The 21,911-nt window shown below is 71.3% G+C and carries 23 protein-coding genes and 1 riboswitch; of the genes, 14 read left to right on the top strand and 9 right to left on the bottom strand.

Annotated elements, in window-relative coordinates; all coding sequences use genetic code 11:
- Positions 1-85: 85 nt before the first annotated feature.
- The 5 genes from OHT77_RS32320 (at position 86) to OHT77_RS32340 (ending at position 4,979) form a co-directional block, all read left to right on the top strand.
- Positions 86-832 carry a lysophospholipid acyltransferase family protein gene (locus OHT77_RS32320; RefSeq protein WP_328834413.1) on the top strand — a complete coding sequence of 249 codons (747 nt, stop codon included), beginning with the start codon at positions 86-88 and terminating at the stop codon, positions 830-832.
- 32 nt (positions 833-864) lie between these two features.
- Positions 865-2,085, top strand: a complete 1,221-nt coding sequence (gene macS, locus OHT77_RS32325; protein ID WP_328831938.1) for a MacS family sensor histidine kinase — start codon at positions 865-867, stop codon at positions 2,083-2,085.
- Complete coding sequence (locus tag OHT77_RS32330; protein WP_266767830.1) at positions 2,082-2,759, top strand: response regulator; 678 nt, start codon at positions 2,082-2,084, stop codon at positions 2,757-2,759. Before macS ends, OHT77_RS32330 begins: the two co-directional genes overlap by 4 nt.
- A gap of 133 nt (positions 2,760-2,892) precedes the next feature.
- Positions 2,893-3,921 (top strand): 6-phosphofructokinase, encoded by a 1,029-nt coding sequence (locus OHT77_RS32335; protein ID WP_328831939.1) that lies wholly within the window; start codon positions 2,893-2,895, stop codon positions 3,919-3,921.
- A 62-nt stretch (positions 3,922-3,983) separates the two neighbouring features.
- Entirely contained in the window at positions 3,984-4,979 is a 996-nt protein-coding gene (locus OHT77_RS32340) for a 2-hydroxyacid dehydrogenase (protein ID WP_328831940.1), read from the top strand.
- Here OHT77_RS32340 and OHT77_RS32345 read toward each other — a convergent pair.
- On the bottom strand, positions 4,931-6,811 hold the full coding sequence (locus tag OHT77_RS32345; RefSeq protein WP_328831941.1) for an anthranilate synthase family protein: 1,881 nt from the start codon (positions 6,809-6,811) through the stop codon (positions 4,931-4,933). The genes OHT77_RS32340 and OHT77_RS32345 overlap by 49 nt on opposite strands.
- Before the next feature lie 96 nt (positions 6,812-6,907).
- Positions 6,908-6,964, bottom strand: coding sequence for a trp operon leader peptide (locus OHT77_RS45075; RefSeq protein ID WP_073735655.1), 57 nt, complete (start codon positions 6,962-6,964; stop codon positions 6,908-6,910).
- Positions 6,965-7,060: 96 nt separating this feature from the next.
- Between OHT77_RS45075 and OHT77_RS32350 the strand changes: the two genes are divergently transcribed.
- Positions 7,061-8,413, top strand: a complete 1,353-nt coding sequence (locus OHT77_RS32350) for a class II 3-deoxy-7-phosphoheptulonate synthase (RefSeq protein WP_266767826.1) — start codon at positions 7,061-7,063, stop codon at positions 8,411-8,413.
- Positions 8,414-8,549: 136 nt separating this feature from the next.
- Entirely contained in the window at positions 8,550-8,792 is a 243-nt protein-coding gene (locus OHT77_RS32355) for a (2Fe-2S)-binding protein (protein ID WP_266767825.1), read from the top strand.
- Between the two features lie 13 nt (positions 8,793-8,805).
- Here the strand turns inward: OHT77_RS32355 and bfr are convergent, their stop codons facing one another.
- Entirely contained in the window at positions 8,806-9,282 is a 477-nt protein-coding gene (bfr, locus tag OHT77_RS32360) for a bacterioferritin (protein ID WP_328831942.1), read from the bottom strand.
- Positions 9,283-9,443: 161 nt separating this feature from the next.
- Between bfr and OHT77_RS32365 the strand changes: the two genes are divergently transcribed.
- Positions 9,444-10,058 (top strand): sulfite oxidase-like oxidoreductase, encoded by a 615-nt coding sequence (locus tag OHT77_RS32365; RefSeq protein ID WP_328831943.1) that lies wholly within the window; start codon positions 9,444-9,446, stop codon positions 10,056-10,058.
- A 3-nt stretch (positions 10,059-10,061) separates the two neighbouring features.
- On the opposite strand, the gene OHT77_RS32370 is transcribed toward OHT77_RS32365, so the two are convergent.
- The 5 genes from OHT77_RS32370 to thiO all read right to left on the bottom strand — a co-directional run bounded on the left by OHT77_RS32370 (position 10,062) and on the right by thiO (position 15,243).
- Positions 10,062-10,943, bottom strand: a complete 882-nt coding sequence (locus OHT77_RS32370) for a deoxyribonuclease IV (protein WP_266767822.1) — start codon at positions 10,941-10,943, stop codon at positions 10,062-10,064.
- Between the two features lie 34 nt (positions 10,944-10,977).
- Entirely contained in the window at positions 10,978-12,945 is a 1,968-nt protein-coding gene (pknB, locus tag OHT77_RS32375) for a Stk1 family PASTA domain-containing Ser/Thr kinase (protein ID WP_328831945.1), read from the bottom strand.
- A 139-nt stretch (positions 12,946-13,084) separates the two neighbouring features.
- A complete protein-coding gene (locus tag OHT77_RS32380) occupies positions 13,085-13,879 on the bottom strand; it encodes a thiazole synthase (RefSeq protein WP_328831946.1) in 795 nt (264 codons plus the stop codon).
- A gap of 3 nt (positions 13,880-13,882) precedes the next feature.
- The gene (gene thiS / locus OHT77_RS32385) at positions 13,883-14,083 is read right to left on the bottom strand and encodes a sulfur carrier protein ThiS (RefSeq protein WP_266767819.1); all 201 of its coding nucleotides are present in this window, start codon (positions 14,081-14,083) and stop codon (positions 13,883-13,885) included.
- Positions 14,080-15,243 carry a glycine oxidase ThiO gene (thiO, locus tag OHT77_RS32390; RefSeq protein ID WP_328831947.1) on the bottom strand — a complete coding sequence of 388 codons (1,164 nt, stop codon included), beginning with the start codon at positions 15,241-15,243 and terminating at the stop codon, positions 14,080-14,082. The genes thiS and thiO overlap by 4 nt, the downstream gene beginning before the upstream one ends.
- Positions 15,241-15,352, bottom strand: a riboswitch (TPP riboswitch). It overlaps the preceding gene by 3 nt.
- A 51-nt stretch (positions 15,353-15,403) precedes the next feature.
- Between thiO and OHT77_RS32395 the strand changes: the two genes are divergently transcribed.
- From OHT77_RS32395 to OHT77_RS32420, 6 genes are all read left to right on the top strand, one after another.
- The gene (locus OHT77_RS32395; RefSeq protein WP_328831948.1) at positions 15,404-15,742 is read left to right on the top strand and encodes a hypothetical protein; all 339 of its coding nucleotides are present in this window, start codon (positions 15,404-15,406) and stop codon (positions 15,740-15,742) included.
- Between the two features lie 44 nt (positions 15,743-15,786).
- The gene (locus OHT77_RS32400; protein ID WP_328831949.1) at positions 15,787-17,016 is read left to right on the top strand and encodes an NAD(P)/FAD-dependent oxidoreductase; all 1,230 of its coding nucleotides are present in this window, start codon (positions 15,787-15,789) and stop codon (positions 17,014-17,016) included.
- Between the two features lie 64 nt (positions 17,017-17,080).
- The gene (locus OHT77_RS32405) at positions 17,081-17,452 is read left to right on the top strand and encodes an Rv2175c family DNA-binding protein (protein ID WP_033284439.1); all 372 of its coding nucleotides are present in this window, start codon (positions 17,081-17,083) and stop codon (positions 17,450-17,452) included.
- 91 nt (positions 17,453-17,543) lie between these two features.
- Positions 17,544-18,203 carry a thiamine phosphate synthase gene (gene thiE / locus OHT77_RS32410; protein ID WP_328831951.1) on the top strand — a complete coding sequence of 220 codons (660 nt, stop codon included), beginning with the start codon at positions 17,544-17,546 and terminating at the stop codon, positions 18,201-18,203.
- Between the two features lie 110 nt (positions 18,204-18,313).
- Complete coding sequence (gene metF, locus OHT77_RS32415) at positions 18,314-19,237, top strand: methylenetetrahydrofolate reductase [NAD(P)H] (protein ID WP_328831953.1); 924 nt, start codon at positions 18,314-18,316, stop codon at positions 19,235-19,237.
- 56 nt (positions 19,238-19,293) lie between these two features.
- A complete protein-coding gene (locus OHT77_RS32420; RefSeq protein ID WP_328831954.1) occupies positions 19,294-20,289 on the top strand; it encodes an SCO2102 family sporulation regulator in 996 nt (331 codons plus the stop codon).
- 87 nt (positions 20,290-20,376) lie between these two features.
- On the opposite strand, the gene OHT77_RS32425 is transcribed toward OHT77_RS32420, so the two are convergent.
- Positions 20,377-21,888, bottom strand: coding sequence for a phytoene desaturase family protein (locus OHT77_RS32425; RefSeq protein ID WP_328831955.1), 1,512 nt, complete (start codon positions 21,886-21,888; stop codon positions 20,377-20,379).
- Positions 21,889-21,911 lie beyond the last annotated feature (23 nt).

Here is a 21,911-nt window from a genome sequence, read left to right on the forward strand (position 1 = left end):
ACCAGGGTCGTCGGGTCCTTTGACGGTGCTCCGGGTTAAGGTCTGATCGACAGACACGGGAGGCACTCGGTTGTTGTACGGCACGATGAAGGTCGCCATCGGGGGACCGCTGAAGGTCGCCTTCCGACCCTGGGTGGAGGGCCTGGAGAACATTCCGGACGAGGGCGCCGCGATCCTGGCGAGCAATCACCTCTCGTTCTCGGACTCGTTCTTCCTGCCCGCGGTGCTGGACCGCAAGGTCACCTTCATCGCGAAGGCCGAGTACTTCACGACACCCGGGGTGAAGGGCAAGCTGACGGCCGCGTTCTTCAAGGGCGCGGGCCAGCTTCCGGTGGACCGCTCCGGTGCGCGCGGGGCGGGCGAGGCCGCGGTCAAGGCCGGGATCGACGTCCTGGAGCGCGGTGAGCTGTTCGGTATCTATCCGGAGGGCACGCGCTCCCCTGACGGCCGTCTCTACCGCGGCAAACCCGGTGGCCTCGCGCGCGTGGCGCTCGCCACCGGCGCTCCGGTGATCCCGGTCGCGATGATCGACACGGAGAAGATCCAGCCGCCCGGCAAGGTCATGCCCAAGCTGATGCGCCCGGGCATCCGGATCGGCAAGCCGCTCGACTTCGGCCGGTACAACGGCATGGAGCACGACCGCTTCGTCCTCCGCGCGGTGACCGACGAGGTCATGTACGAGATCATGAAGCTCTCCGGCCAGGAGTACGTCGACATCTACGCGACGGCGGCCAAGCGCCGGATCGCGGACGCGGCGAAGGCCGACAAGGAAGCGGACAAGGCGGCCAAGGCCGCGCTCGCGCAGACGGAGAAGGAACAGACCAGCCCCTAGGCGGGCCGGAGTCTGTGTCGGGGGTGGGGGAGATGGCCAAGCGGGTACGCGTCATCAGGATGTCCGTCGAGCAGCCGCTCTGGCGTGCCCTGAGCGGCTACCGCGTGCTGACCATGCTGTACGCGATCGGGCTGTTCGCCTCCGCCTACGACGAGTTCGACCGCCCCGGCATCGCCATCGCCTTCTACGTCGTCCTGGTCGTCTGGACGCTCGCGACCCTGCCCCGGGTGCAGAGCGCGGTCGCCTGCACCAAGCGCTTCCTCGCCGTCGACCTCGCGATCGCGCTGACCGGCATCGTCCTCACCCCGATCGCGGCCGACGACCACCACATACAGAGCGGCGGCCCCACCCTCCCGTCGATATGGACCGCGGGCTCGGTCCTCGCCTACGCCATCAAGGGCGGCTGGCGCTGGGCCGCCTTCGCCTCCACCCCGGTCGCCGTCGCCAACCTGATCGAGCGCGGCTCCCCGGCCCGCGACACCGTGCACAACGTCGTCCTCGTCTGGGTCGCCTCCATCGCCATCGGCTACGTCGTCGAGGTCGCCCGCGCCTCCGAGCGCACCCTCGCCCGCGCCCTGGAGATCGAGGCCACCACCCGGGAGCGGGAGCGCCTCGCCCGTGACATCCACGACGGCGTCCTCCAGGTGCTGGCGATGGTCCAGCGGCGCGGTGCCGTCCTCGGCGGCGAGGCGGGCGAGCTGGGCCGGATGGCGGGCGAGCAGGAGATCGCGCTGCGCACCCTGGTCTCCGGCGGCCTGGTGCCCGTGTCCCGGGTCTCCCTGGACGCGGCGGAGGGCGCGGTCGTGCGGGCCGTGGAGGAGGACGACGTGGACGAAGGCGAGGGGGCGGTCGATCTGCGGGCGCTGCTCGCGCCGTACGCCGCGGCGAAGGTGAGTTTCGCCGAGCCGGGGGCGCCGGTGCCGTTGCCCGCGCCCGCGGCGAAGGAGCTGGCCGCGGCCGTCGGGGCCGCGCTGGACAATGTCCGCAGGCATGCCGGTGAGGACGCGCGGGCGTGGATCCTGGTCGAGGACGAGCCCCGGGAGGTCGTGGTGACCGTGCGGGACGACGGGCCCGGGATTCCCGAGGGGCGGCTCGCGCAAGCCGAGGGGGAGGGGCGGCTCGGGGTCGCCCTGTCGATCCGGGGGCGGCTGCGGGAGCTCGGCGGGAGCGCGGAGCTGGTGTCGATTCCCGGGCAGGGCACGGAAGTCGAGCTGAAGGTACCGAAGGCACGGGGGAAGGCGGGGACACGATGAGTGAGCAGCAGGGCCCGATCAGGGTCATGGTGGTGGACGACCACCCGATGTGGCGCGACGCCGTCGCCCGCGACCTGGCCGAGTCGGGCTTCGACGTGGTCGCCACCGCCGGTGACGGCGAGCAGGCGGTACGGCGGGCGAAGGCCGCCGCCCCGGACGTCCTCGTCCTCGACCTGAACCTGCCGGCGATGCCCGGTGTCCAGGTCTGCAAGGAACTGGTGGGCGCCAACCCGGCGTTGCGCGTCCTGGTCCTCTCCGCGAGCGGCGAGCACGCCGACGTGCTGGAGGCGGTGAAGTCGGGGGCGACCGGCTATCTGCTCAAGTCGGCTTCCACGGAAGAGCTGTTGGACGCGGTGCGCCGGACGGCCGTGGGCGATCCGGTGTTCACCCCAGGCCTCGCCGGACTGGTCCTCGGCGAGTACCGCCGGCTGGCCTCCGACCCGGCACCGGCCGCCGGCAGCGACGAGCCCAAGGCGCCCCAGCTCACCGACCGCGAGACCGAGGTGCTGCGCCTGGTCGCCAAGGGCCTGAGCTACAAGCAGATCGCCGAGCGCCTGGTCATCTCGCACCGCACGGTCCAGAACCATGTGCAGAACACCCTGGGCAAGCTCCAGCTGCACAACCGTGTGGAGCTGGTCCGGTACGCCATAGAGCGCGGCCTCGACGACGCGTAGCCGGGCCGGTTGATCCGTCGTGTAGATCAACTCCCCCATAATTCAGTCGAATTGACCTTCCCGCCCATCCCTCTGTGACCTGGATCACCATTAGCGTGGCTCTCACAGGAAACCGCGGCGAAGGGATATTTCCATGCGCGTCGGAGTACTGACCGGAGGCGGCGACTGCCCCGGACTCAACGCCGTCATCCGGGGCATCGTCCGCAAGGGCGTGCAGGAGTACGGCTACGGTTTCGTCGGCTACCGGGACGGCTGGCGAGGCCCGCTCGAAGGTGACACCGTCCGGCTCGACATCCCCGCCGTGCGGGGCATCCTGCCCCGCGGCGGCACCATCCTCGGCTCCTCCCGCACCAACCCGCTCAAGCTGGAGAACGGCATCCAGCGCATCAAGGACAACCTCGCCGCGCAGGAGGTCGACGCGCTCATCGTGATCGGCGGCGAGGACACCCTCGGCGTGGCCGGGCGGCTCTGGGACGAGAGCGGCGTGCCCTGCGTCGGCGTACCGAAGACCATCGACAACGACCTGTCCGCCACCGACTACACCTTCGGCTTCGACACCGCCGTCGGCATCGCCACCGAGGCGATCGACCGGCTGCACACCACCGCCGAGTCGCACATGCGCATCCTGGTCTGCGAGGTCATGGGCCGGCACACCGGCTGGATCGCCATCCACTCCGGCCTCGCGGGCGGCGCCAACGTCATCCTCATCCCCGAGCAGCGCTTCGACGTGGACCAGGTGTGCGCCTGGATCACCTCGCGTTTCAAGGCGTCGTACGCCCCGATCGTGGTCGTCGCGGAGGGGGCCATGCCCAAGGACGGCGATGTCGTGCTGAAGGACGGGACGCTCGACTCGTTCGGGCACGTCCGGCTGTCCGGGGTCGGCGAGTGGCTGGCCAAGGAGCTGGAGAAGCGGACCGGCAAGGAGGCCCGCACCACCGTCCTCGGGCACATCCAGCGCGGCGGCACCCCGAGCGCCTTCGACCGCTGGCTCGCCACCCGCTTCGGCCTGCACGCCATCGAGGCCGTCCGCGACGGCGACTTCGGCAAGATGGTCGCCCTGCGCGGCACGGACATCGTCCGCGTCCCGATCGCGGAGGCCACGGCCCAGCTCAAGACGGTCGATCCGAAGCTGTACGAGGAGGTCGGCGTCTTCTTCGGCTGAACCGGCGCTGGTGGGTTATCGGCCGTATATTCGGCCCATAACCCACCAGAACGGGAGCGCTTGTGGAGATCCTCGCCTTCGGCGTCCAGGCCGACGAGAAGCCGCTGATCGAGAGCGCGTTCGCCGGCCGGCACGAGATCCGCTGCCTGAGCGTCTTCCTCGACGAGGACACCGCGCCGATCGCCGCCGGGCACGAGATCATCTCCACCAGCGTCAACGCCGATCTGAACCCCCGGGTCCTGCAGACCCTCGCGGCCGGCGGCACCCAGCTCATCGCCCAGCGCTCCACCGGCTTCAACAACATCGACCTGGAGGTCGCCGAACGCCTCGGCCTCACGGTCGCCCGCGTCTCCTCCTACTCCCCGTACTCCGTCGCCGAGTTCGCGTGGACCCTCGCGATGGCCGTCAACCGCCGTATCGTCCGCGCCGCGACCCGCACCCGCGACTTCGACTTCCGGCTCGACGGCCTGATGGGCCGCGACCTGCGCGGCCGTACCGTCGGCGTCCTCGGCACCGGCAGGATCGGCGAGGCGTTCACCCGGATCGCCCACGGCTTCGGCATGCGCCTGCTCGGCTGGGACGTCACCGAGAACCCGGCCTGCGTGGAACTCGGCATGACCTACGTCCCCAAGGACCAGCTCCTCGCCGAGTCCGACCTCGTCACCCTGCACGTCCCGCTGATGCCGGCGACCCAGCGGCTCATCGACGCGGACGCCCTGAAGGTGATGAAGGACGACGCGATCCTCGTCAACTCCAGCCGCGGCGGCCTGATCGACACCGCGGCCCTCGTCGCCGAACTCCGCGAGGGCCGCTTCACCGGCGTGGGACTCGATGTCTACGAGGCGGAGGCGGGCCTGTTCTTCCTCGACAAGTCCCTGGAGGCCGTCGACGACGACACCCTGGCCCGCCTGGTCACCTTCCCGAACGTCCTGGTCACCTCCCACCAGGCGTACTACACCGAGGACGCCGTCGGCCAGATCATCGAGGCGACCGTCCGGAACGTCCTCGACTACACGGAGGGCCGCCGCTCCGAGAACGTGCTCGTCCCGCGCAGCTGACCCACCAACTCCCGTACGACAGCTGCCCCGTCGAGCGTCAGCACCGACTCCGGGTGGAACTGGACACCGGCGAATCCGGGTCCGCGCAGCGCATGCACCTCGTCCGCCCCGCTCCGGCTCACCTCGACCCCGTGCGCGGCCAGCTCGACGGCGGCCTCGTCGTCGCACCGCGCCACGAAGCTGTTGTAGAACCCGACGGTCTCCGCCCGCCCGAACAGATCGATCACCGTCTGCGCCCCCTGGTACGGCACCTCCTTCCGTACGATCTCCAGGCCCAGCTCCGCCGCGATCAGCTCGTGCCCGAGGCAGACGCCGAGGACACCGTGCCGGTTCGCCCGGAGGACCTCGGCGGTCAGCGCGCGAAGGAACCGCATCTTCGGGTCGGCCGTGTCGGAGGGGTCGCCCGGCCCGGGACCCAGCACCACGGGCCCCTCGTGCGCGAGCACCGCCTCCCGCAGCCCGTCCTCGTCGTACCGCCGCACGGTCACGTCGAGGCCGCTCGACCGCAGCACGTGCGCGAGCATCGCGGTGAAGGTGTCCTCCCCGTCGACGACCAGCGCGTGCCCGGTCAGCTCCTCGGACCGCTCCTGCATCCGCAGCCAGAACGGGGCGAGCGAGTCGCGGCGACCGTCGAGCGCGGCACGCACGCGTGGGTCGTCGGCCAGCCGGGGCCGCGTGCTCTCGTCCCGCGGCCGGGACGGTCGTACGCCCAGAGCCGCCAGGACCCCCGCCGCCTTCGCGTGGGTCTCCGCGACCTCGCTCGCCGGGTCCGAACCGCGGACCAGGGTGGCGCCGACCGGGACCCGCAGCCGGCCGGCCGGGTCGATGTCGGCGGTGCGGATGAGGATGGGGGAGTCGAGGGTCTGGGCACCGCCCGAGTCGTGGCCGAGCAGTGCGAGTGCGGCGCCGTAGTAGCCGCGCCCGCCGAGCTCGTGCCGCTCGATGACCCGGCAGGCGTTCTGCACCGGCGACCCGGTGACGGTCGCCGCGAACATCGTCTCCTTCAGCACCTCGCGCACGTCCAGCGAGGAACGGCCGCGCAACTCGTACTCGGTGTGCGCGAGATGGGCCATCTCCTTCAGCCGAGGCCCGATCACGACCCCGCCGATGTCACCGACCGTGCACATCATCTTGAGCTCCTCGTCGACGACCATCGACAGCTCCTCGATCTCCTTCCCGTCGGCGAGGAAGGAGAGCAGGTGCTCGGGGGTGGGGCCCTCGGCCGGATAGCGATAGGTCCCGCTGATCGGGTTCATGACGACGGTCCCGCCCGACATCCGGACGTGCACCTCGGGGCTGGCGCCCACGAGCGTCCGATCGCCCGTGTGCACGATGAAGGTCCAGTACGCTCCCCGCTCCCCGACCAGCAGCCGCCGGAACAGCGCCAGCGCCTCGGCCCTGCCGTACCCCGGGATCTCGCCCTCGTACGTCCGCCGGATGACGAAGTTGGCGCCCTCGCCCCGCCCGATCTCCTCCCGCAGCACCCGCCCGACGATCTCCCCGTAGGCCTCGTCGTCGACGTCGAAACCCCCGCCCTCGACCCGGACGTCGTGCGCGGGCAGTTGCGCCAGGGCGTCGGCGAGGGGGATCTCGTACGACTCCTCGGGGGTGAGGAAGGTCAGCGGGGTGCCGTCGTCGCGGACGTCGAAGCCGCGCTCGCGGATCTGGCGGAAGGGGATCAGCGCCAGGCCCTCGGCCGGGAGGTCGGCGAGGCGGTCGTAGGAGGCGACCGGGCCGCGCATGACCTCGATCACGTCCTGGTCGTGGCCCGGGGTGCGACGGCGCAGCAGGGCGAACGGGCGGGGATCGCTGAGCAGGTCGTCCAGATGCATGGGTCCTTGGTTCCTTCTCGTGGAGAGGAACGGACCCCGGACACACCGAAGGCCGCCCCTCGGGCGGCCTTCGCGGAGTACTGGGAGTACGCGCAGTCAGTGGGCCGCCGGATGAGCGGTCCACCACCAGTTACGGGTCGAATGCGCGAACATGCGAGGCACCCTACCCCACGCGCACCTGAGCGAGCGGGTGTCTCACCTGTCGAGCCGCGCGAAAATAGCTCGACACGACCCCGTAATGTTGAGGCCGTGACCGTGAACGCTAAGACCAGCGCCAGCGCTGGCAACACCTGGCGAGACCTGCCCGCGGCGCAGCAGCCCGAGTACCCCGACACCGAGGCTCTGCGCGCAGTGATCGCGGACCTCGAGTCGTATCCGCCGCTCGTCTTCGCGGGCGAGTGCGACCAGCTGCGCGCCCGGTTGGCGGCCGTCGCCAAGGGAGAGGCGTTCCTCCTCCAGGGCGGCGACTGCGCCGAGGCCTTCGACGCGGTGTCGGCCGACCACATCCGCAACAAGCTGAAGACCCTGCTCCAGATGGGCGCCGTCCTCACGTACGCGGCCTCCGTGCCGGTCGTGAAGGTCGGCCGGATCGCCGGCCAGTACTCGAAGCCGCGCTCCAAGGGCACCGAGACCCGTGACGGCGTGACCCTGCCGACGTACCGAGGGGACTCGGTCAACGGCTTCGCCTTCGACGAGAAGTCCCGCATCCCGGACCCCGAGCGCCTGAAGCGGATGTACAACGCGTCCGCCTCCACGCTCAACCTGGTCCGCGCCTTCACCACCGGCGGTTACGCCGACCTGCGCCAGGTGCACGCCTGGAACCAGGACTTCGTGAAGTCGTCCCCGTCCGGCCAGCGCTACGAGCAGCTCGCGCGCGAGATCGACAGCGCGCTGAACTTCATGCGGGCGTGCGGCACGGACCCGGAGGAGTTCAAGACCGTCGAGTTCTACTCCTCGCACGAGGCGCTCCTGCTGGACTACGAGTCGGCCCTGACCCGCGTCGACTCCCGCACCGGCCGGCTCTACGACGTCTCCGGGCACATGGTGTGGATCGGCGAGCGCACCCGCCAACTGGACGGCGCGCACATCGAGTTCGCGTCCCAGATCCGCAACCCGATCGGCATCAAGCTCGGCCCGACGACGACCGCCGAGGACGCGCTGCAGTACATCGAGCGCCTCGACCCGGACCGCGAGCCCGGCCGGCTCACCTTCATCGTGCGGATGGGCGCGGACAAGGTCCGCGACAAGCTGCCCGAGCTGGTCGAGAAGGTCACCGCGTCCGGCGCGACCGTCGCCTGGATCACCGACCCGATGCACGGCAACACGTACGAGGCGGCCTCCGGTCACAAGACCCGCCGCTTCGACGACGTGCTCGACGAGGTGAAGGGCTTCTTCGAGGTCCACAAGGGCCTCGGCACCCACCCGGGCGGCATCCACGTCGAGCTCACGGGTGACGACGTCACCGAGTGCGTGGGCGGCGGCGACGAGATCTTCGTCGACGATCTGCACCAGCGCTACGAGACGGCCTGCGACCCCCGGCTGAACCGCAGCCAGTCGCTCGACCTGGCCTTCCTCGTCGCTGAGATGTACAGGGACCAGTAGGCGGTTCACCTGTTACAGCAGTGTGCCGTGGGGCGGGGATCACATACGATCCCCGCCCCACAGCACTTTTGTGGCACCTGAGCGCCGGGTAAGGTTAGGTTGGCCTTATCAAGTTCCCGGCGGGAGGTGAATCCGCGTGTACGTCTGCAGCTGCTTCCAGGTGACCGAGGCGCAGGTCCAGCAGCACGCGGGTGGGGGTGCCTGCACGCCCCGCCAGATCGCCTCCGCCTGCAAGGCCGGTACCGACTGCGGTTCGTGCGTCCGCCGGATCCAGGCGATCCTCGGCCGCGGCAGCTGCCCGCGCCGTGACCTCGTGGCCGGGACCATGCTCCCGGAAGAGGGCGAGCCGGTCCTCGCCGAGCTGGACGAAGCCGCTTAGGGGCGGACGCTTCTCAGCTGGGCTGCTCGATCTGCTGCGCGATGTACAGCGCCTCGCCGAGCTGCTCGATCAGCTGGAGCTGGGTGTCCAGGTAGTCGATGTGGTGCTCCTCGTCCTCGAGGATGTCCTCGAAGATGTTGGCCGACGTGATGTCGCCCTTCGTGCGCATCACCTCGATCCCGCGCTTGAGGCGGTCGATCGCCTCGACCTCCACCTGCCGGTCCGCCTGGAACATCTCGGTGACCGTCTGGCCGACCCGGACGTGGAAGAGCCGCTGGTAGTTCGGCAGACCGTCGAGCATCAGGATGCGCTCGGTGATCCTGTCCGCGTGCTTCATCTCGTCGATGGACTCTTCGCGCGTGTACTTGGCGAGCTTGGTCCAGCCGTTGTTGTCCTGGATGCGGTAGTGCAGCCAGTACTGGTTGATCGCGGTCAGCTCACCGGTGAGCTGCTCGTTGAGGAACTCGAGGACCTCGGGGTCGCCCTGCATCGCAGAGGCTCCTTCCAGAAAACGGGGGGGAACTGGCGGGTTGCGCCGCATGATTGCACCGGCGCGAAGACGTCGTCCAGTAAGTGCATGCTTAGTAGGAGTTGCCCGAATCCGCCCAGAGCCGGTCATGTGCACCGCCCCCGGTCTGTCAGGATGGAGTCATGGGTCAGAGAGGGGTCGAACAGTCCGAGCTGCCACCGGGCCAGCGGCTCCAGCGCGGCTGGCCGGTCACCCACTACGGCCCGGTGCCCAAGTTCCGCCCCGAGCGCTGGGAGTTCAGGGTCTTCGGCGCCACCGCCGACGGCGACAAGCACTGCTGGAACCACGACGAGTTCACGGCCCTGCCCTACGACTCCGTGGTGGCCGACCTGCACTGCGTCACGAAGTTCAGCATGCTCGGCTCCGAATGGGGCGGCATCCCCGCCCGCACGATCCTCGACACCGCCCCGCCGGCCCCCTCCGTCACCCACGTCATGGTCTGGGCGGAGTACGGCTTCAGCGCCAACCTCCGGCTCACGGACTTCGCCGCCGACGGCACGATCTTCGCCACCCACAAGGACGGCGAGCTCCTCACCGCGGAACACGGCTTCCCCCTCCGCCTGGTCGTCCCCCACCTGTACGCCTGGAAGGGCCCGAAGTGGGTCCGGGGCGTCGAGTACATGACGGCGGACCGGCGCGGATTCTGGGAGGAGCGGGGCTACCACAACGTGGGCGACCCCTGGAAGGAGCAGCGGTACTCCTACCAGGAGGGCCCCGGCGAGGGACCCGAACTGTGAGCCCTACGCGTCCCTGAGCTTCTTCAGCCGCTCCACGTCCGCCGCGTGCCCCTCCTTGCCGCCGGGCGTCTCGATGATCAGCGGTACGCCCTCGGTCGCCGGGTGGGTCATCAGGGCGCGGAAGGGGTCCTCGCCGATGTGGCCGGAGCCGATGTTCTCGTGCCGGTCCTTGTGGGCGCCGACGACGTCCTTGGAGTCATTGGCGTGGATCAGCTTCAGCCGCCCCTCGCCGACCGTGTCCACCAGCAGGTCGAGGGTCTGGTGCATACCGCTCGGGCCGGTCAGGTCGTGCCCGGCGGCGAAGATGTGGCACGTGTCCAGGCACACACCCAGCTTCGGATGGGCGTCCAGGGCGTCGAAGTACGGGCCGAAGTCCCAGGTCCGGGAGCAGAGCGAGAAACCCTGGCCGGCCGTCGACTCCAGCAGCAGGAACGGGTCGTCGTCATGGGTCAACTCGTCGAGCAGGGGCAGGAGACGCTCCCGCACCTGGGCCAGCGCCACCGACCGCTCCCGCCCGCCCGTCGCGCTCCCGGTGTGCACCACGACACCGAGCGCGCCGATCTCCCGGCCGCGCCGCAGCGAGTGCCGCAATGACTCCACCGACTTCTCCACGGTGGCCTCGGTGTGCGAGCCGAAGTTGATCAGGTACGGGGCGTGCACGTAGGCCGGGATCGACTCCGCCTCGCAGACCGCGCGGAACTCCTCGTCCTGGCGCGGGTTCCCGGCCGGGGTGGCCCAGCCGCGCGGGTTGGCGACGAAGACCTGCACGGTCTCGGCGGCCAGCTCACGGGCGTAGGACAGGCCCACGGAGTGGAGGCCGCCGGCCACGGGGACATGGCCGCCGACGGGGTTGCGGGAGACGGGGGAGGGGGGCTTGCTGCTCACCCGACCAGGGTGTCACGCGCGCGTGCCGCCCCCGTCACCGGATGGTGATCGTGATCGTCGACCCCTTGGGGGCCTGCTCGCCCGCGTCCACGGACTGCTTCTTCACGGTGTCGCCGAACAGGCCGAGCAGACCGCGGTCCTCCTTGACCTCGAAGCCGGACTGTTCGAGGAGCTTCGTCGCGGCGTCGACGCTCGCGCCGACCACGCTCGGGACCTCGACCATCTCCGGGCCCTTGGACAGCGTCAGCGTCACCGTGTCGCCCTCGGCGGCCTGGCTGTCGCCGGCCGGGGTCTGCCGGGCGACCTGGCCCGCGTCGTACTCCGAGGTGACCTGGGTGGCCGCCACCTTCACCGTGAGACCGGCCTCCTGGAGGTCCGCCTTCGCGTCCTCCAGGTCCTCACCGGTGACGTCCGGCACGTCGACCGCGCCGCCCTTGCTGACGGTCAGGGCAATCGCGGAGCCCGCGTGGCGCTCGGTGCCCGCGTCCGGGCTCGTGCTGATCACGGAGCCCTTGGGGACGTCGTCGCTGAACTCCCTGGTGACCATGCCGGCCGCGAGCCCGTCCCGCTTCAGCCGGCTCTGCGCCCTGTCCAGGCGGAGACCCGTCAGATCCGGGACCTTCACGGTCTCCGGGCCGTCCGAGATGGTCAGGGCCACCGAGTCGTTGTTCCGGATGCGGGCGCCGGACTCCGGGTCGGTGCTGATGACGGTGCCGCGCTTCACGGTGTCGCTGTACGCGTGGTCGACCTTTCTGACGTCGAGACCGGCCTCCTTGAGCCGGTCCTTCGCCTGCGCCTCGGACTTCGACAGCAGCGGCGGGACCTTCGTGAACTGGCCCGAGTTGATGTACCAGACGCCCGTCCCGACCCCCACGACCAGCAGCAGCGCGGCGACGATCGCCAGCAGCCCGCGCCGGGGCCGCCGTGCCTCGCGCCGCCGGGGAGGAAGCGGCGGACCGCTCTCGAACCGGCTGGTGCGGTTGAGCGGGTCACCGGGCCCGTCGTCGTCGACCGGCAGCGGACGCGATGGGGGTCCCCCCGCGCGAGCGGAGCCGAGCGCGGGGGAGGTCAGCGAGCGGGGGATCACACTCGTACGGTTCTCCGCGTTCGGATGCTCCGAGGTCAGCGCCTGCGGCGGCACCGCGTCCAGCTGTCCGTCGCTCAGCCGCGCCCGCGCCTCGCGGACCAGGCCGAACAGCGCGACCGCGTCGTACGGCCGCAGGTCGGGGGTGCGCGCGGTGGCGGTGGCGACCAGCTCGTCCAGCTCGTACGCCAGCCCCGGCACGACGGCCGAGGGCGGCGGGACGTCCTCGTGCAGGTGCTTGTAGAGCACGATCGCGGCCGAGTCGCCTTCGTGCGGCTTCCGGCCGGTGAGCATCTCGTACAGGACGACACCGCTCGCGTACACGTCGACCCGGGGGTCGGCGTTGCCGCCCTCGATCTGCTCCGGCGCGAGATACGACACCGTGCCGAGCACCGACCCGGTGGTGCTGGTGACCGTGTCCACGGACCTGACGAGCCCGAAGTCGGCGACCTTGACCCGGCCGTCGTCCCCTATGAGCACGTTCTCCGGCTTCATGTCCCGGTGCACGAACCCGGCCCGGTGCGCGGCGCCCAGCGCGGCGAGCACCGGCTCCAGGATGTCGAGGGCGGCCCGCGGCTGGAGCGCCCCGCGCTCGCGCAGCACGTCCCGCAGGGTGCAGCCGGCGACGTACTCCATCGCCAGGTAGACGTACGTCCGGTCGGCGCCCTGGTCGAAGACCTGCACCACGTTCGGGTGCGCCAGCCGCGCCACGGACTTCGCCTCGCGGATGAACCGGTCCACGAAGTGGCCGTCCGCCGCCAGCGTCGGGTGCATCACCTTGAGCGCGAGAACCCGGTCGAGGCGGGTGTCCACGGCCCGGTAGACCGTGGCCATCCCGCCGACGGCGATCCGCGCGTCGACGCGATAGCGGCCGTCGAGCAACTGCCCGACGAGAGGGTCATGAAGGGTCGTATCCACGCAGGTGAGTGTACGAGCCACGGCTGAAAGCACGGCCTTTTCGCCCGGTTTCGAGGCGGTACTGCAGCCGACCTGTGACGGATACCTCATGGTGGTGCGGGCGTCCGGGGCCGGGCCGTGGGGCCCGGCGGGCGGGGATTCAGAAGGCGGGGCGTTCCGGGTCCAAGCAGGCCACACCGGTTGTCGGGGAGGATGCCTCGGCGAAGTGCCGACGGGGGATACGCCCCGCCCGGAACGCCAGCCGCCCCGCCTCCACCGCGTTGCGCATCGCCGACGCCATCAGCACCGGCTCCCGCGCCCGCGTCACCGCCGAGGCGAGCATCACACCGGCACATCCCAGCTCCATCGCGAACGCCGCGTCGGACGCCGTACCCGCCCCCGCGTCCAGAATCACCGGCACACGCGCGTGCTCGGTGATCAACTGGAAGTTGTGCGGATTGCGGATCCCGAGCCCCGACCCGATCGGCGACCCGAGCGGCATGATCGCCGCACACCCGACGTCCTCCAGCTTCCGCGCCAGCACGGGATCGTCGTTCGTGTACGGCAGCACCGTGAAGCCGTCGTCGACCAACGTCTCGGCGGCGTCGAGGAGTTCGATCGGATCGGGCAGCAACGTGCGCTCGTCCGCGATCACTTCGAGTTTGATCAGCGAGGTCCCGAGAGCCTCCCGGGCCAGCCGCGCCGTCAACACGGCCTCGCCCGCCGTGAAACAGCCCGCGGTGTTGGGCAGCACCCGGATGCCGAGCCGCTCCAGGACGGACAGCACCGAGCCGTGCACGGAGGCGTCGACGCGCCGCATCGCGACCGTCGTGAGTTCCGTACCGGAGGCCACCAGCGCGCGCTCCAGGACGTCGAGGCTGGGGGCACCCCCGGTGCCCATGATCAGCCGGGACGTGAAGGACGTACCACCGAGGACGAAGGGGTCGTCTGCCATGGGTCAGCCTCCTTGGACGGCGGTGAGGACCTCGACGCGGTCTCCCTCGGAGAGGGCGGTCGACGGCCACTCCGCGCGCGGGACGACGGTTTCGTTGAGGGCGGCGGCCACCCCGGAGGGGGCCGGGGTGAGGGACCGTACGAGCACGTCCAGGGGCGTGCCGGGAGCGATCTCCTGGTGCTCGCCGTTGACGGAGATGTTCATGCGGGCTGCTCCACGAGTTCCGTGCGGGCGAATCGCTTCGGGGTGAACGGGCGTGCCTCGTCCGGCAGTTCACCGGTGCTCAGGGCGTGCGCGAGGGCATCGCCGGTGACCGGGGTGAGGAGCACGCCGTTGCGGTAGTGCCCGGTGGCCAGCAGCAGTCCCGGCAGGGCGGTCGGGCCGAGCAGCGGCGCGTTGTCGGGGGACCCGGGGCGCAGTCCGGCCCGGGTCTCGGTGAGCGGCAGTTCGGTGATCCCGGGGACCAACTCATGTGCGTCGCGTAGCAGTTCGTAGACACCGCCGGCGGTCACCGTGGTGTCCCAGCCCAGTTCCTCGCTGGTCGCGCCGACGACCAGCTCGCCGTTCTCGCGCGGCACGAGGTAGACGTGGCTGCCGCGCACCACGGCCCGCACGGTGCGGCTGAGGAACGGCGCGTGGCGCTCCGGCACGGTCAGCCGCAGGACCTGGCCCTTCACGGGCCGTACGGGCGGCAGGACGTCGTCAGGGACGCCCGTGAGCCGCCCGCTGAGGCTGCCGGCCGCGAGCACCACCTGGTCTGCGACGAGCGTGGCGCCTTCTCGTGTGACGACCCCTGTGGCGCGGTCCCGCGCGACCGTGAGCCGCTCGGCCCAGGTCCGGTGGAAGACGACCCCGGCGCGCTCGCAGGCGGCCACCAGCGCCGCCGCCAGCCGTCGCGGGTCCACCTGGTGGTCCCCGTCGACCCTGAGCCCTCCGCGCACGCCCGGCGCGAGCATCGGCTCCAGGCGCCGGCACTCGCGCCCGGACAGCCACTCGGAGTCCAGGCCCGACTGCTGCTGCAGGGCGTGCAGTTCACGCAGATGGGCCCGGTCGTCGGCGTCCAGGGCGACGGCCAGCGTGCCGCAGCGGCGGTAGCCGAGGTCCAGGCCGGTGAGGTCGGTCAGCTCGGCCGCGAAGTCCGGATAGCGGTGTGCCGAGGCCAGGTTGAGGGCGAGCAGGGTCTGTTCGCCGTAGTGGAGCTCGGTGACGGCGGCCAGCATCCCGGCGGCCACCTGGGCGGCCCCGCCGCCCGGCTCCGGGTCCAACACGGCCGTGCCGAAGCCGCGTTGGGCCGCGCGCCAGGCCGTGACCAGGCCGATGATCCCGCCCCCCACGACGAGGACGTCTGACGTATGTGCAGGCATGGGCGTCCAGCCCCTCCCTTCGCCGGCATGACCCGGATCAGGTTCGTACGGTCGGAGGCCGCCAGCCTCCCTCTCAGCCCGGTACGCCCGGACTCCCGCGAGTGCTTTACCTTGGCCACCCTAGCCCGTGCCCTGTGTGCCAGTAAGGGAGCCGCTGTCCATGGCCCGTTCGCTCGACGGTCTCGTCCTCGCCCCCGTCGCGGACCAGGCCCCAGGTCAGGTCGGCACCCGCACCCGGTTCACCTACCACGAGCAGGACGGCGGGATCTGGGCCGAGTACGCGGGCGGCGACGTCGTACGGGGGCGTCTCGTCGGCACGCGCGCGGGGGACCGGATCGACTTCCGGTACGTACAGCTGAAGGCGGACGGGACGACGTCCTCCGGGCACTGCGTCTCCCTGGTGACCGAGTTGCCCGACGGCCGCGTCCGCCTGGAGGAGACCTGGGAGTGGGAGTCCCAGGAGGGACACGGGACCAGCAGTGTGGAACAGGTCACCTGACGCGCCCGCTGACTGACAAATTGTCAGGTGTCTATGGTGATCGAGTGAGCGAGCAGACGCGGGACCAGGGCACGGTGGCAGGACGGCGCGTGGTCGTCGTCGGCGCGGGCATGGCCGGGGTGCAGACCGCGGTCGCGCTCCGGGAACAGGGCTTCACCGGCACCATCACTCTGATCGGCGCGGAACCCCATCAGCCGTACGACCGGCCCCCGCTGTCCAAGGCCGTCCTGCTCGGCAAGGCCGAGGGTTCCGCCTTCGACGTCGACTTCGAGGCGCTCGGTCTCGAGGTCCAGCTGGGGCGCGAGGTGGTGGGCCTGCGCCCCGCCGACCACGAACTGGACACCGCCGAGGGCCCGGTGCCCTACGACGTCCTCGTCCTCGCCACCGGTGCCGAACCGATCCGGCTGCCGGGCGCCGACGGCATCCCCGGCGTGCATCTGCTGCGGACCCTGGACGACGCCGAGCGGCTGCGCCCGGTGCTGGCCCGGCAGCACGACATCGTGGTGGTCGGCGCGGGCTGGATCGGCGCCGAGTTCGCCACCGCCGCGCGCGAGGCGGGCTGCGCGGTGACCGTCGTGGAGGCGGCCGACCGGCCGCTCGCGGGGGCGCTGCCCGCCGAGGTGGCCGCACCGATGGCCGCCTGGTACGCCGCCGCCGGGGCCACCCTGCGGACGCACGCGCGCGTGGCGCACGTCGAGCCCGGCGAAGTGGTCCTCGACGACGGCTCACGGCTGCCCGCGGGCGCCGTCGTGGTCGGCATCGGCGCCCGCCCCGCCACCGCCTGGCTGACGGACTCCGGCATCGAACTGGGCGCCCACCGCGAGGTCCTGGCCGACGACCACCTGCGCACCTCCGTGCCGGACGTCTACGCGGTCGGCGACTGCGCCTCCTTCCCCTCGGGGAGGTACGGCGAGCGACTTCTCGTCCACCACTGGGACAACGCCCTCCAGGGGCCGCGCACGGTCGCCGCGAATATCGTCGGGGAGACCTCGGCGGTCTACGACCCGGTGCCGTACTTCTGGTCCGAGCAGTTCGGCCGCTTCGTCCAGTACGCCGGTCATCACGCGTCCGCCGACACCACCCTGTGGCGTGGCGACCCGTCCACCCCGGCGTGGAGCGTCTGCTGGCTGCGCGGGGACCGTCTCGTGGCCCTCCTGGCGGTCGGCCGCCCCCGTGACCTGGCCCAGGGCCGCCGGCTGATCGAGGCGGCCACCCCCATGGACCACGAGCGGCTGGCCGATGCTTCTCTCCCGATGAAGGCAGCTATCGCCTAGTTCGTCCCACCGGGTCGGACCGGCCCGGCTTCCGACTGTCAGTCCGGGATGGCACGCTGTTTACGTGACCGAGATTGACGCAAAGATCGATGCTCTCGTCCCCGCCTGGCTCACGCTGCCCGACATCGCAGAGTTGCTCGATGTCGAGGTGACACGCGTGCGGCAGCTGGTCAAGGACGGCCAAGTCATCGCCGTACGCCGTGGTGAGAACCGCGCGCTGCACGTCCCCGCCGCCTTCATCGACGGGGCCGAGCAGAAGGTCGTCAAGGGCCTCACGGGGACCCTGACGCTCCTGCGGGACGACGGCTTCTCCGACGAAGAGATGCTCGAGTGGCTCTTCACCCCCGACCCCAGCCTGCCCGGCACCCCCGCGCAGGCCCTGAGCGAGAATCGCGGCACGGAGGTGAAGCGCCGCGCCCAGGCGCTCGCCGTCTGACCCGGACGACCGCCAGGTGTACGGGCCGCGGGGAAGCTCACCGCGGCCCGTACGCGACACCACCACACACCGAACAACGGGGGACACACGCATGCCCGACACCGCCGCAGCAGCCGCCCGCGCGGAACTCGCCGACGCCCGCGTCTACCTCTGCACGGACGCCCGCAGGCGCCAGGGCGACCTGGCGGAGTTCCTGGACGCGGTCCTGGCCGGCGGGGTCGACATCGTGCAGCTGCGCGACAAGGGCATGGAGGCAGCCGAGGAGCTGGAGCACCTCCAGGTCTTCGCCGACGCCTGCGCCCGGCACGGCAGACTCCTGGCGGTCAACGACCGCGCGGACGTCGCCCACGCCGCCGGCGCCGACGTGCTGCACCTCGGACAGGGCGACCTCCCGGTGCCCGCGGCCCGCGCGATCCTCGGCGAGGACGTCCTGATCGGCCGCTCCACGCACGCCGAGTCCGAGGCCGCCGCGGCAGCCGTCCAGGACGGCGTGGACTACTTCTGCACGGGCCCGTGCTGGCCCACCCCCACCAAGCCCGGCCGCCACGCCCCCGGCCTCGACCTGGTCCGGTACACGGCCGCCCTGGGCACCGACCGCCCCTGGTTCGCCATCGGAGGCATCGACCTCGGCAACCTCGACGAGGTGCTGGAGGCGGGCGCCCGCCGTGTCGTCGTCGTGCGGGCCATCACGGAAGCGGACGACCCGGGCGCGGCGGCGGCCGAGTTCGCGAAGCGGCTGCGGCAGGCCTGACCGGGGTACGCCTTGAGGCCTGGTGTCCGATGGGTGGACAACAGGGCGACAAAACAGGCAAATTCCCTGTTCCGGTTGGGTGTCCGCCGCCCCCTGACTAACCTGCGGGTATGGCCTTCGGAACCGCATCCACCAGGACTGATCGCGCACGCACCGTGCGTGACATGCTCGCGACCGGCAAAAGGACGTACTCCTTCGAGTTCTCCGCGCCGAAAACCCCCAAGGGCGAGCGGAACCTGTGGAGCGCGCTGCGGCGGGTCGAGGCCGTCGCCCCCGACTTCGTCTCCGTGACCTACGGCGCCGGCGGCTCCACCCGCGCGGGCACCGTCAAGGAGACCGAGCAGATCGTCGCCGACACCACGCTGACCCCGGTCGCCCACCTCACCGCGGTCAACCACTCCGTCGCCGAACTGCGCAACATCATCGGCCAGTACGCCGACGCCGGCATCCGCAACATCCTCGCAGTGCGCGGCGACCCGCCCGGCGACCCCATGGCCGACTGGGTGGCACACCCCGAGGGGCTGACGTACGCGGCCGAACTGGTGCGGCTCATCAAGGAGTCGGGCGATTTCTGCGTCGGCGTCGCCGCCTTCCCGGAGATGCACCCGCGCTCCCCGGACTGGGACACGGACGTCGCGCGCTTCGTCGACAAGTGCCGGGCCGGCGCCGACTACGCGATCACGCAAATGTTCTTCGAACCCGAGTCGTACCTGCGGTTGCGCGACCGTGTCGAGGCCGCGGGCTGCGCGACCCCCGTCATCCCCGAGGTCATGCCGGTGACCAGCGTGCGGATGCTGGAGCGGTTGCCGCAGCTCAGCAACGCCGACATCCCGGCCGTTCTGAAAGAGCGAATCCTCACAGCCAAAGACGATCCGGCGGCTGTACGCTCGATCGGGATCGACTTCGCCACGGAGTTCTGCGCCCGGTTGCTGGCCGAGGGCGTGCCAGGACTGCACTTCATCACGCTCAACAACTCCACGGCGACGCTGGAAATCTACGAGAACCTGGGCCTGCACCATCCACCGCGGGCCTAGACCGGCCGCCCGGACATACGACACACTGCGTAGCGGCCACTGGGAGAGGGGCGTACATGGGCTGGACGGTCCTCTACATCGCGTTCGGCATCGTCGCACTGTGGTTGCTCGGTGAGGTGCTGCTGCAGTACAAGGCACGCCTGCGCTGGCGACTGCTCGCGTTCGTCGGCTTCCTTGGCGTCGTCCTGGGTGTGCTGATCCCCTCCGTCGTCGTCATCGCCCTCGGCGCCGTGGCCTTCGCCGTCGGCCAGACCTATGTCACCCTCTCGTTCCGCCGCGGCTTCGAAGCGGGCTGGGCGGTCTCCGGCCGGCCGAGCGTGGGCGGCATCAAGCGCCGCCGCGGCGAACCGGACGACCGGGACCCGGACGCGCCCGGCCCCGAGTCGGCCGAGGGCGCCTTCCAGGACTACGACCGGAACAAGGCCTTCGGCCAGGACGACGACTACGACCGCGACGACGTCTTCACCCCGAACCGCCCCCTGAACCCCACGGCCGCCGAGACCACCTCGGTCTACGAGCCGCAGCCCCTCCCGGACGACACCGGCTCCTACGGCGTGTACAACACCGCCGCCTACGCGAACGCCACCGACCCCGACTTCGCGGGCACGGACCAGGCGTACGCCGCCGCGGGCCAGACCCAGGACCAGGCCTACGCGGCCGCGGCCCAGGGCGACGGCCAGAACTACGGCTACGACCAGTACACGGGCTACGACCAGCAGCAGTACGGCTACGACACCAGCGGCCAGCAGCAGTACGCGGCCTACTCCGACCCGTACACCGGCGCCCAGACGTACGGCGGCACCGGCTACGACACGGGTTACGACGGCCAGCAGCAGTACCCCCAGCAGGGCTACACCCAGGACCAGTACGGCAACGGCGGCTACGTCGGCGAGACCCCGGCCGGTGGTGTGTGGGTCCCGCAGCAGCGCAACGACGAGACCTACGGCGGCGAACTCCCGGACCAGCAGTATCCCTACCAGGGCGACGGCCAGCAACAGCCCCAGCAGCAGCCGCAGTCGGGCCCCGGGTACGACGAGCAGTACCGTTTCTGAAGCCAGTTGAGGGCCCTCTACAGGGGTCCGTCTACTGAGTGCCGTCTACTGGGCCCCGGTTGCTGGGGCCCACCTACCGACGGTCGTTCACTGGGACCCTCTGAACTGCGGCCCCTCCACGATCAGTCCGGCGACCAGCGCCCCCGACATCCCGGCGTGCGGCAGCCCCCCGCCGGGGTGGGACCAGCCGCCGACCCGGTAGAGGCCGGGCACGCGCGTGGTGTTCGCCGGGTGCAGGAAACGGCCCTGACCGGCGGCGAGCGACGGCGCGGGCACGGCGCCGAAGCGGGTGGCCGTCTCGCCCTCGGTGTCCCCGGGCGTACGCACCTCGTGCCACAACAGGCGCTCGCGGAGCTGCGGTACGGCCCGTCCGGCGGCTTCGAGGAGGAAGTCCGTGTACCGCCGGACCGTCCCCGCGTCCTCCCAGCCCGCGTCGCCCGACAGCACGGCGGACACCACCACGGACTCGTGCGCGTCGTCCGGCCGGAGCGCGGGGTCGTCGGGGCGCAGCACGGTCACCGTGGGGCAGACGGGCTCGTCGCCGCCGGGGGAGGCCAGGAGGTCCAACTCGGCCTCGCGGTCCGGCGCGTGGACGACCGTGCGGTGCACCGCCCCGGCCTCGCGCGGGCCGCGCAGGGCCAGCAGCAGCGTGCAGCGCACGGCCCGCGGTGAGCTCAAGTCGGCCTGTACGTCGCCTTCCTGGTCCAGTGGACGGTCCGTCAGGGTCCGCAGCCGCACCGGGTCCACGTCCGCGACGACATGGTCCGCGTCGGCCACCGTGCCGTCGGCGAGCTCGACTCCGGCCGCGCGCCCGTCCTTCTCCAGGACCCGGGTCACCTCGGCCCCGAAGACGAACTCGACCCGCCTCGCCAGGCACCGCTCGTACACCGCGCGCGCCAACTCCCGCATGCCGCCCCGCACATACCAGGTGCCGAAGGCGTGCTCCATGTACGGCAGCACGGCCGCGCTCGCGGGAGCGGTGCGGGGATCGAGGCCGTACGCGAGGGCGTGGCTCTCCAGGAGGGCGGAGAGGCGGTCGTCGCGCAGCTCCCAGGTGCCGATCTCGGCGAGGGTGCTCGCGCGCCGGGTGCGCAGCAGCTTCTTGTGCGGGACCGCGGGATAGGGCTCCTGGTCGGCCAGCACCGACCAGTTGGGCCACAGGGGCTCCTCCAGGAGGGGTCTGCGGGTGCGGTCCCAGGCCTCGCGGGCCCGGACCAGGAAGTCGCCCCAGCGCTGGCCCGCGCCGCCGCCCAGCGCCCCGTCCAGGGCCGTGACGACGCCCGCGCGGGACGCGTTCGGCAACGACACCGTCGTACCGTCCGCGAAGACGTGCCGGGAGGACGGGTCGACCTGGACCAGCTCGACCAGGTCCTCCAGCGGCTGCTTGCCGGTCTTGATGAACAGGTCGCGGTGGACCGCGGGCACGGGCAGCAGCCCGGGGCCGGTGTCGAAGCCGAACCCGTCCCGCTCGAAGCGGCGCACCGCACCGCCGTACGTCTCCGTACGCTCGTACACCGCCACCCGGTGGCCCGCGACGGCCAGCCGGGCAGCGGCCGCCATCGCGCCCATGCCGGCGCCGATCACCGCAATCCGTGCCATGCCTGCGACTGTATCGGCCACCA

It is taken from the genome of Streptomyces sp. NBC_00252 (assembly GCF_036187565.1).
Classification (GTDB): domain Bacteria; phylum Actinomycetota; class Actinomycetes; order Streptomycetales; family Streptomycetaceae; genus Streptomyces.

Coding starts and splice junctions, on each gene's coding strand:
- bfr (WP_328831942.1), bottom strand. CDS start 9,282: ATGCAGGGCGACCCCGAGGTCCTCGAGTTCCTCAACGAGCAGCTCACC.
- thiE (WP_328831951.1), top strand. CDS start 17,544: ATGCCCGACACCGCCGCAGCAGCCGCCCGCGCGGAACTCGCCGACGCC.
- OHT77_RS32330 (WP_266767830.1), top strand. CDS start 2,082: ATGAGTGAGCAGCAGGGCCCGATCAGGGTCATGGTGGTGGACGACCAC.
- OHT77_RS32320 (WP_328834413.1), top strand. CDS start 86: ATGAAGGTCGCCATCGGGGGACCGCTGAAGGTCGCCTTCCGACCCTGG.
- OHT77_RS32395 (WP_328831948.1), top strand. CDS start 15,404: ATGGCCCGTTCGCTCGACGGTCTCGTCCTCGCCCCCGTCGCGGACCAG.
- macS (WP_328831938.1), top strand. CDS start 865: ATGGCCAAGCGGGTACGCGTCATCAGGATGTCCGTCGAGCAGCCGCTC.
- OHT77_RS32425 (WP_328831955.1), bottom strand. CDS start 21,888: ATGGCACGGATTGCGGTGATCGGCGCCGGCATGGGCGCGATGGCGGCC.
- thiO (WP_328831947.1), bottom strand. CDS start 15,243: ATGCCTGCACATACGTCAGACGTCCTCGTCGTGGGGGGCGGGATCATC.
- thiS (WP_266767819.1), bottom strand. CDS start 14,083: ATGAACATCTCCGTCAACGGCGAGCACCAGGAGATCGCTCCCGGCACG.
- OHT77_RS32380 (WP_328831946.1), bottom strand. CDS start 13,879: ATGGCAGACGACCCCTTCGTCCTCGGTGGTACGTCCTTCACGTCCCGG.
- OHT77_RS32335 (WP_328831939.1), top strand. CDS start 2,893: ATGCGCGTCGGAGTACTGACCGGAGGCGGCGACTGCCCCGGACTCAAC.
- metF (WP_328831953.1), top strand. CDS start 18,314: ATGGCCTTCGGAACCGCATCCACCAGGACTGATCGCGCACGCACCGTG.
- OHT77_RS32365 (WP_328831943.1), top strand. CDS start 9,444: ATGGGTCAGAGAGGGGTCGAACAGTCCGAGCTGCCACCGGGCCAGCGG.
- OHT77_RS32345 (WP_328831941.1), bottom strand. CDS start 6,811: ATGCATCTGGACGACCTGCTCAGCGATCCCCGCCCGTTCGCCCTGCTG.
- OHT77_RS32420 (WP_328831954.1), top strand. CDS start 19,294: ATGGGCTGGACGGTCCTCTACATCGCGTTCGGCATCGTCGCACTGTGG.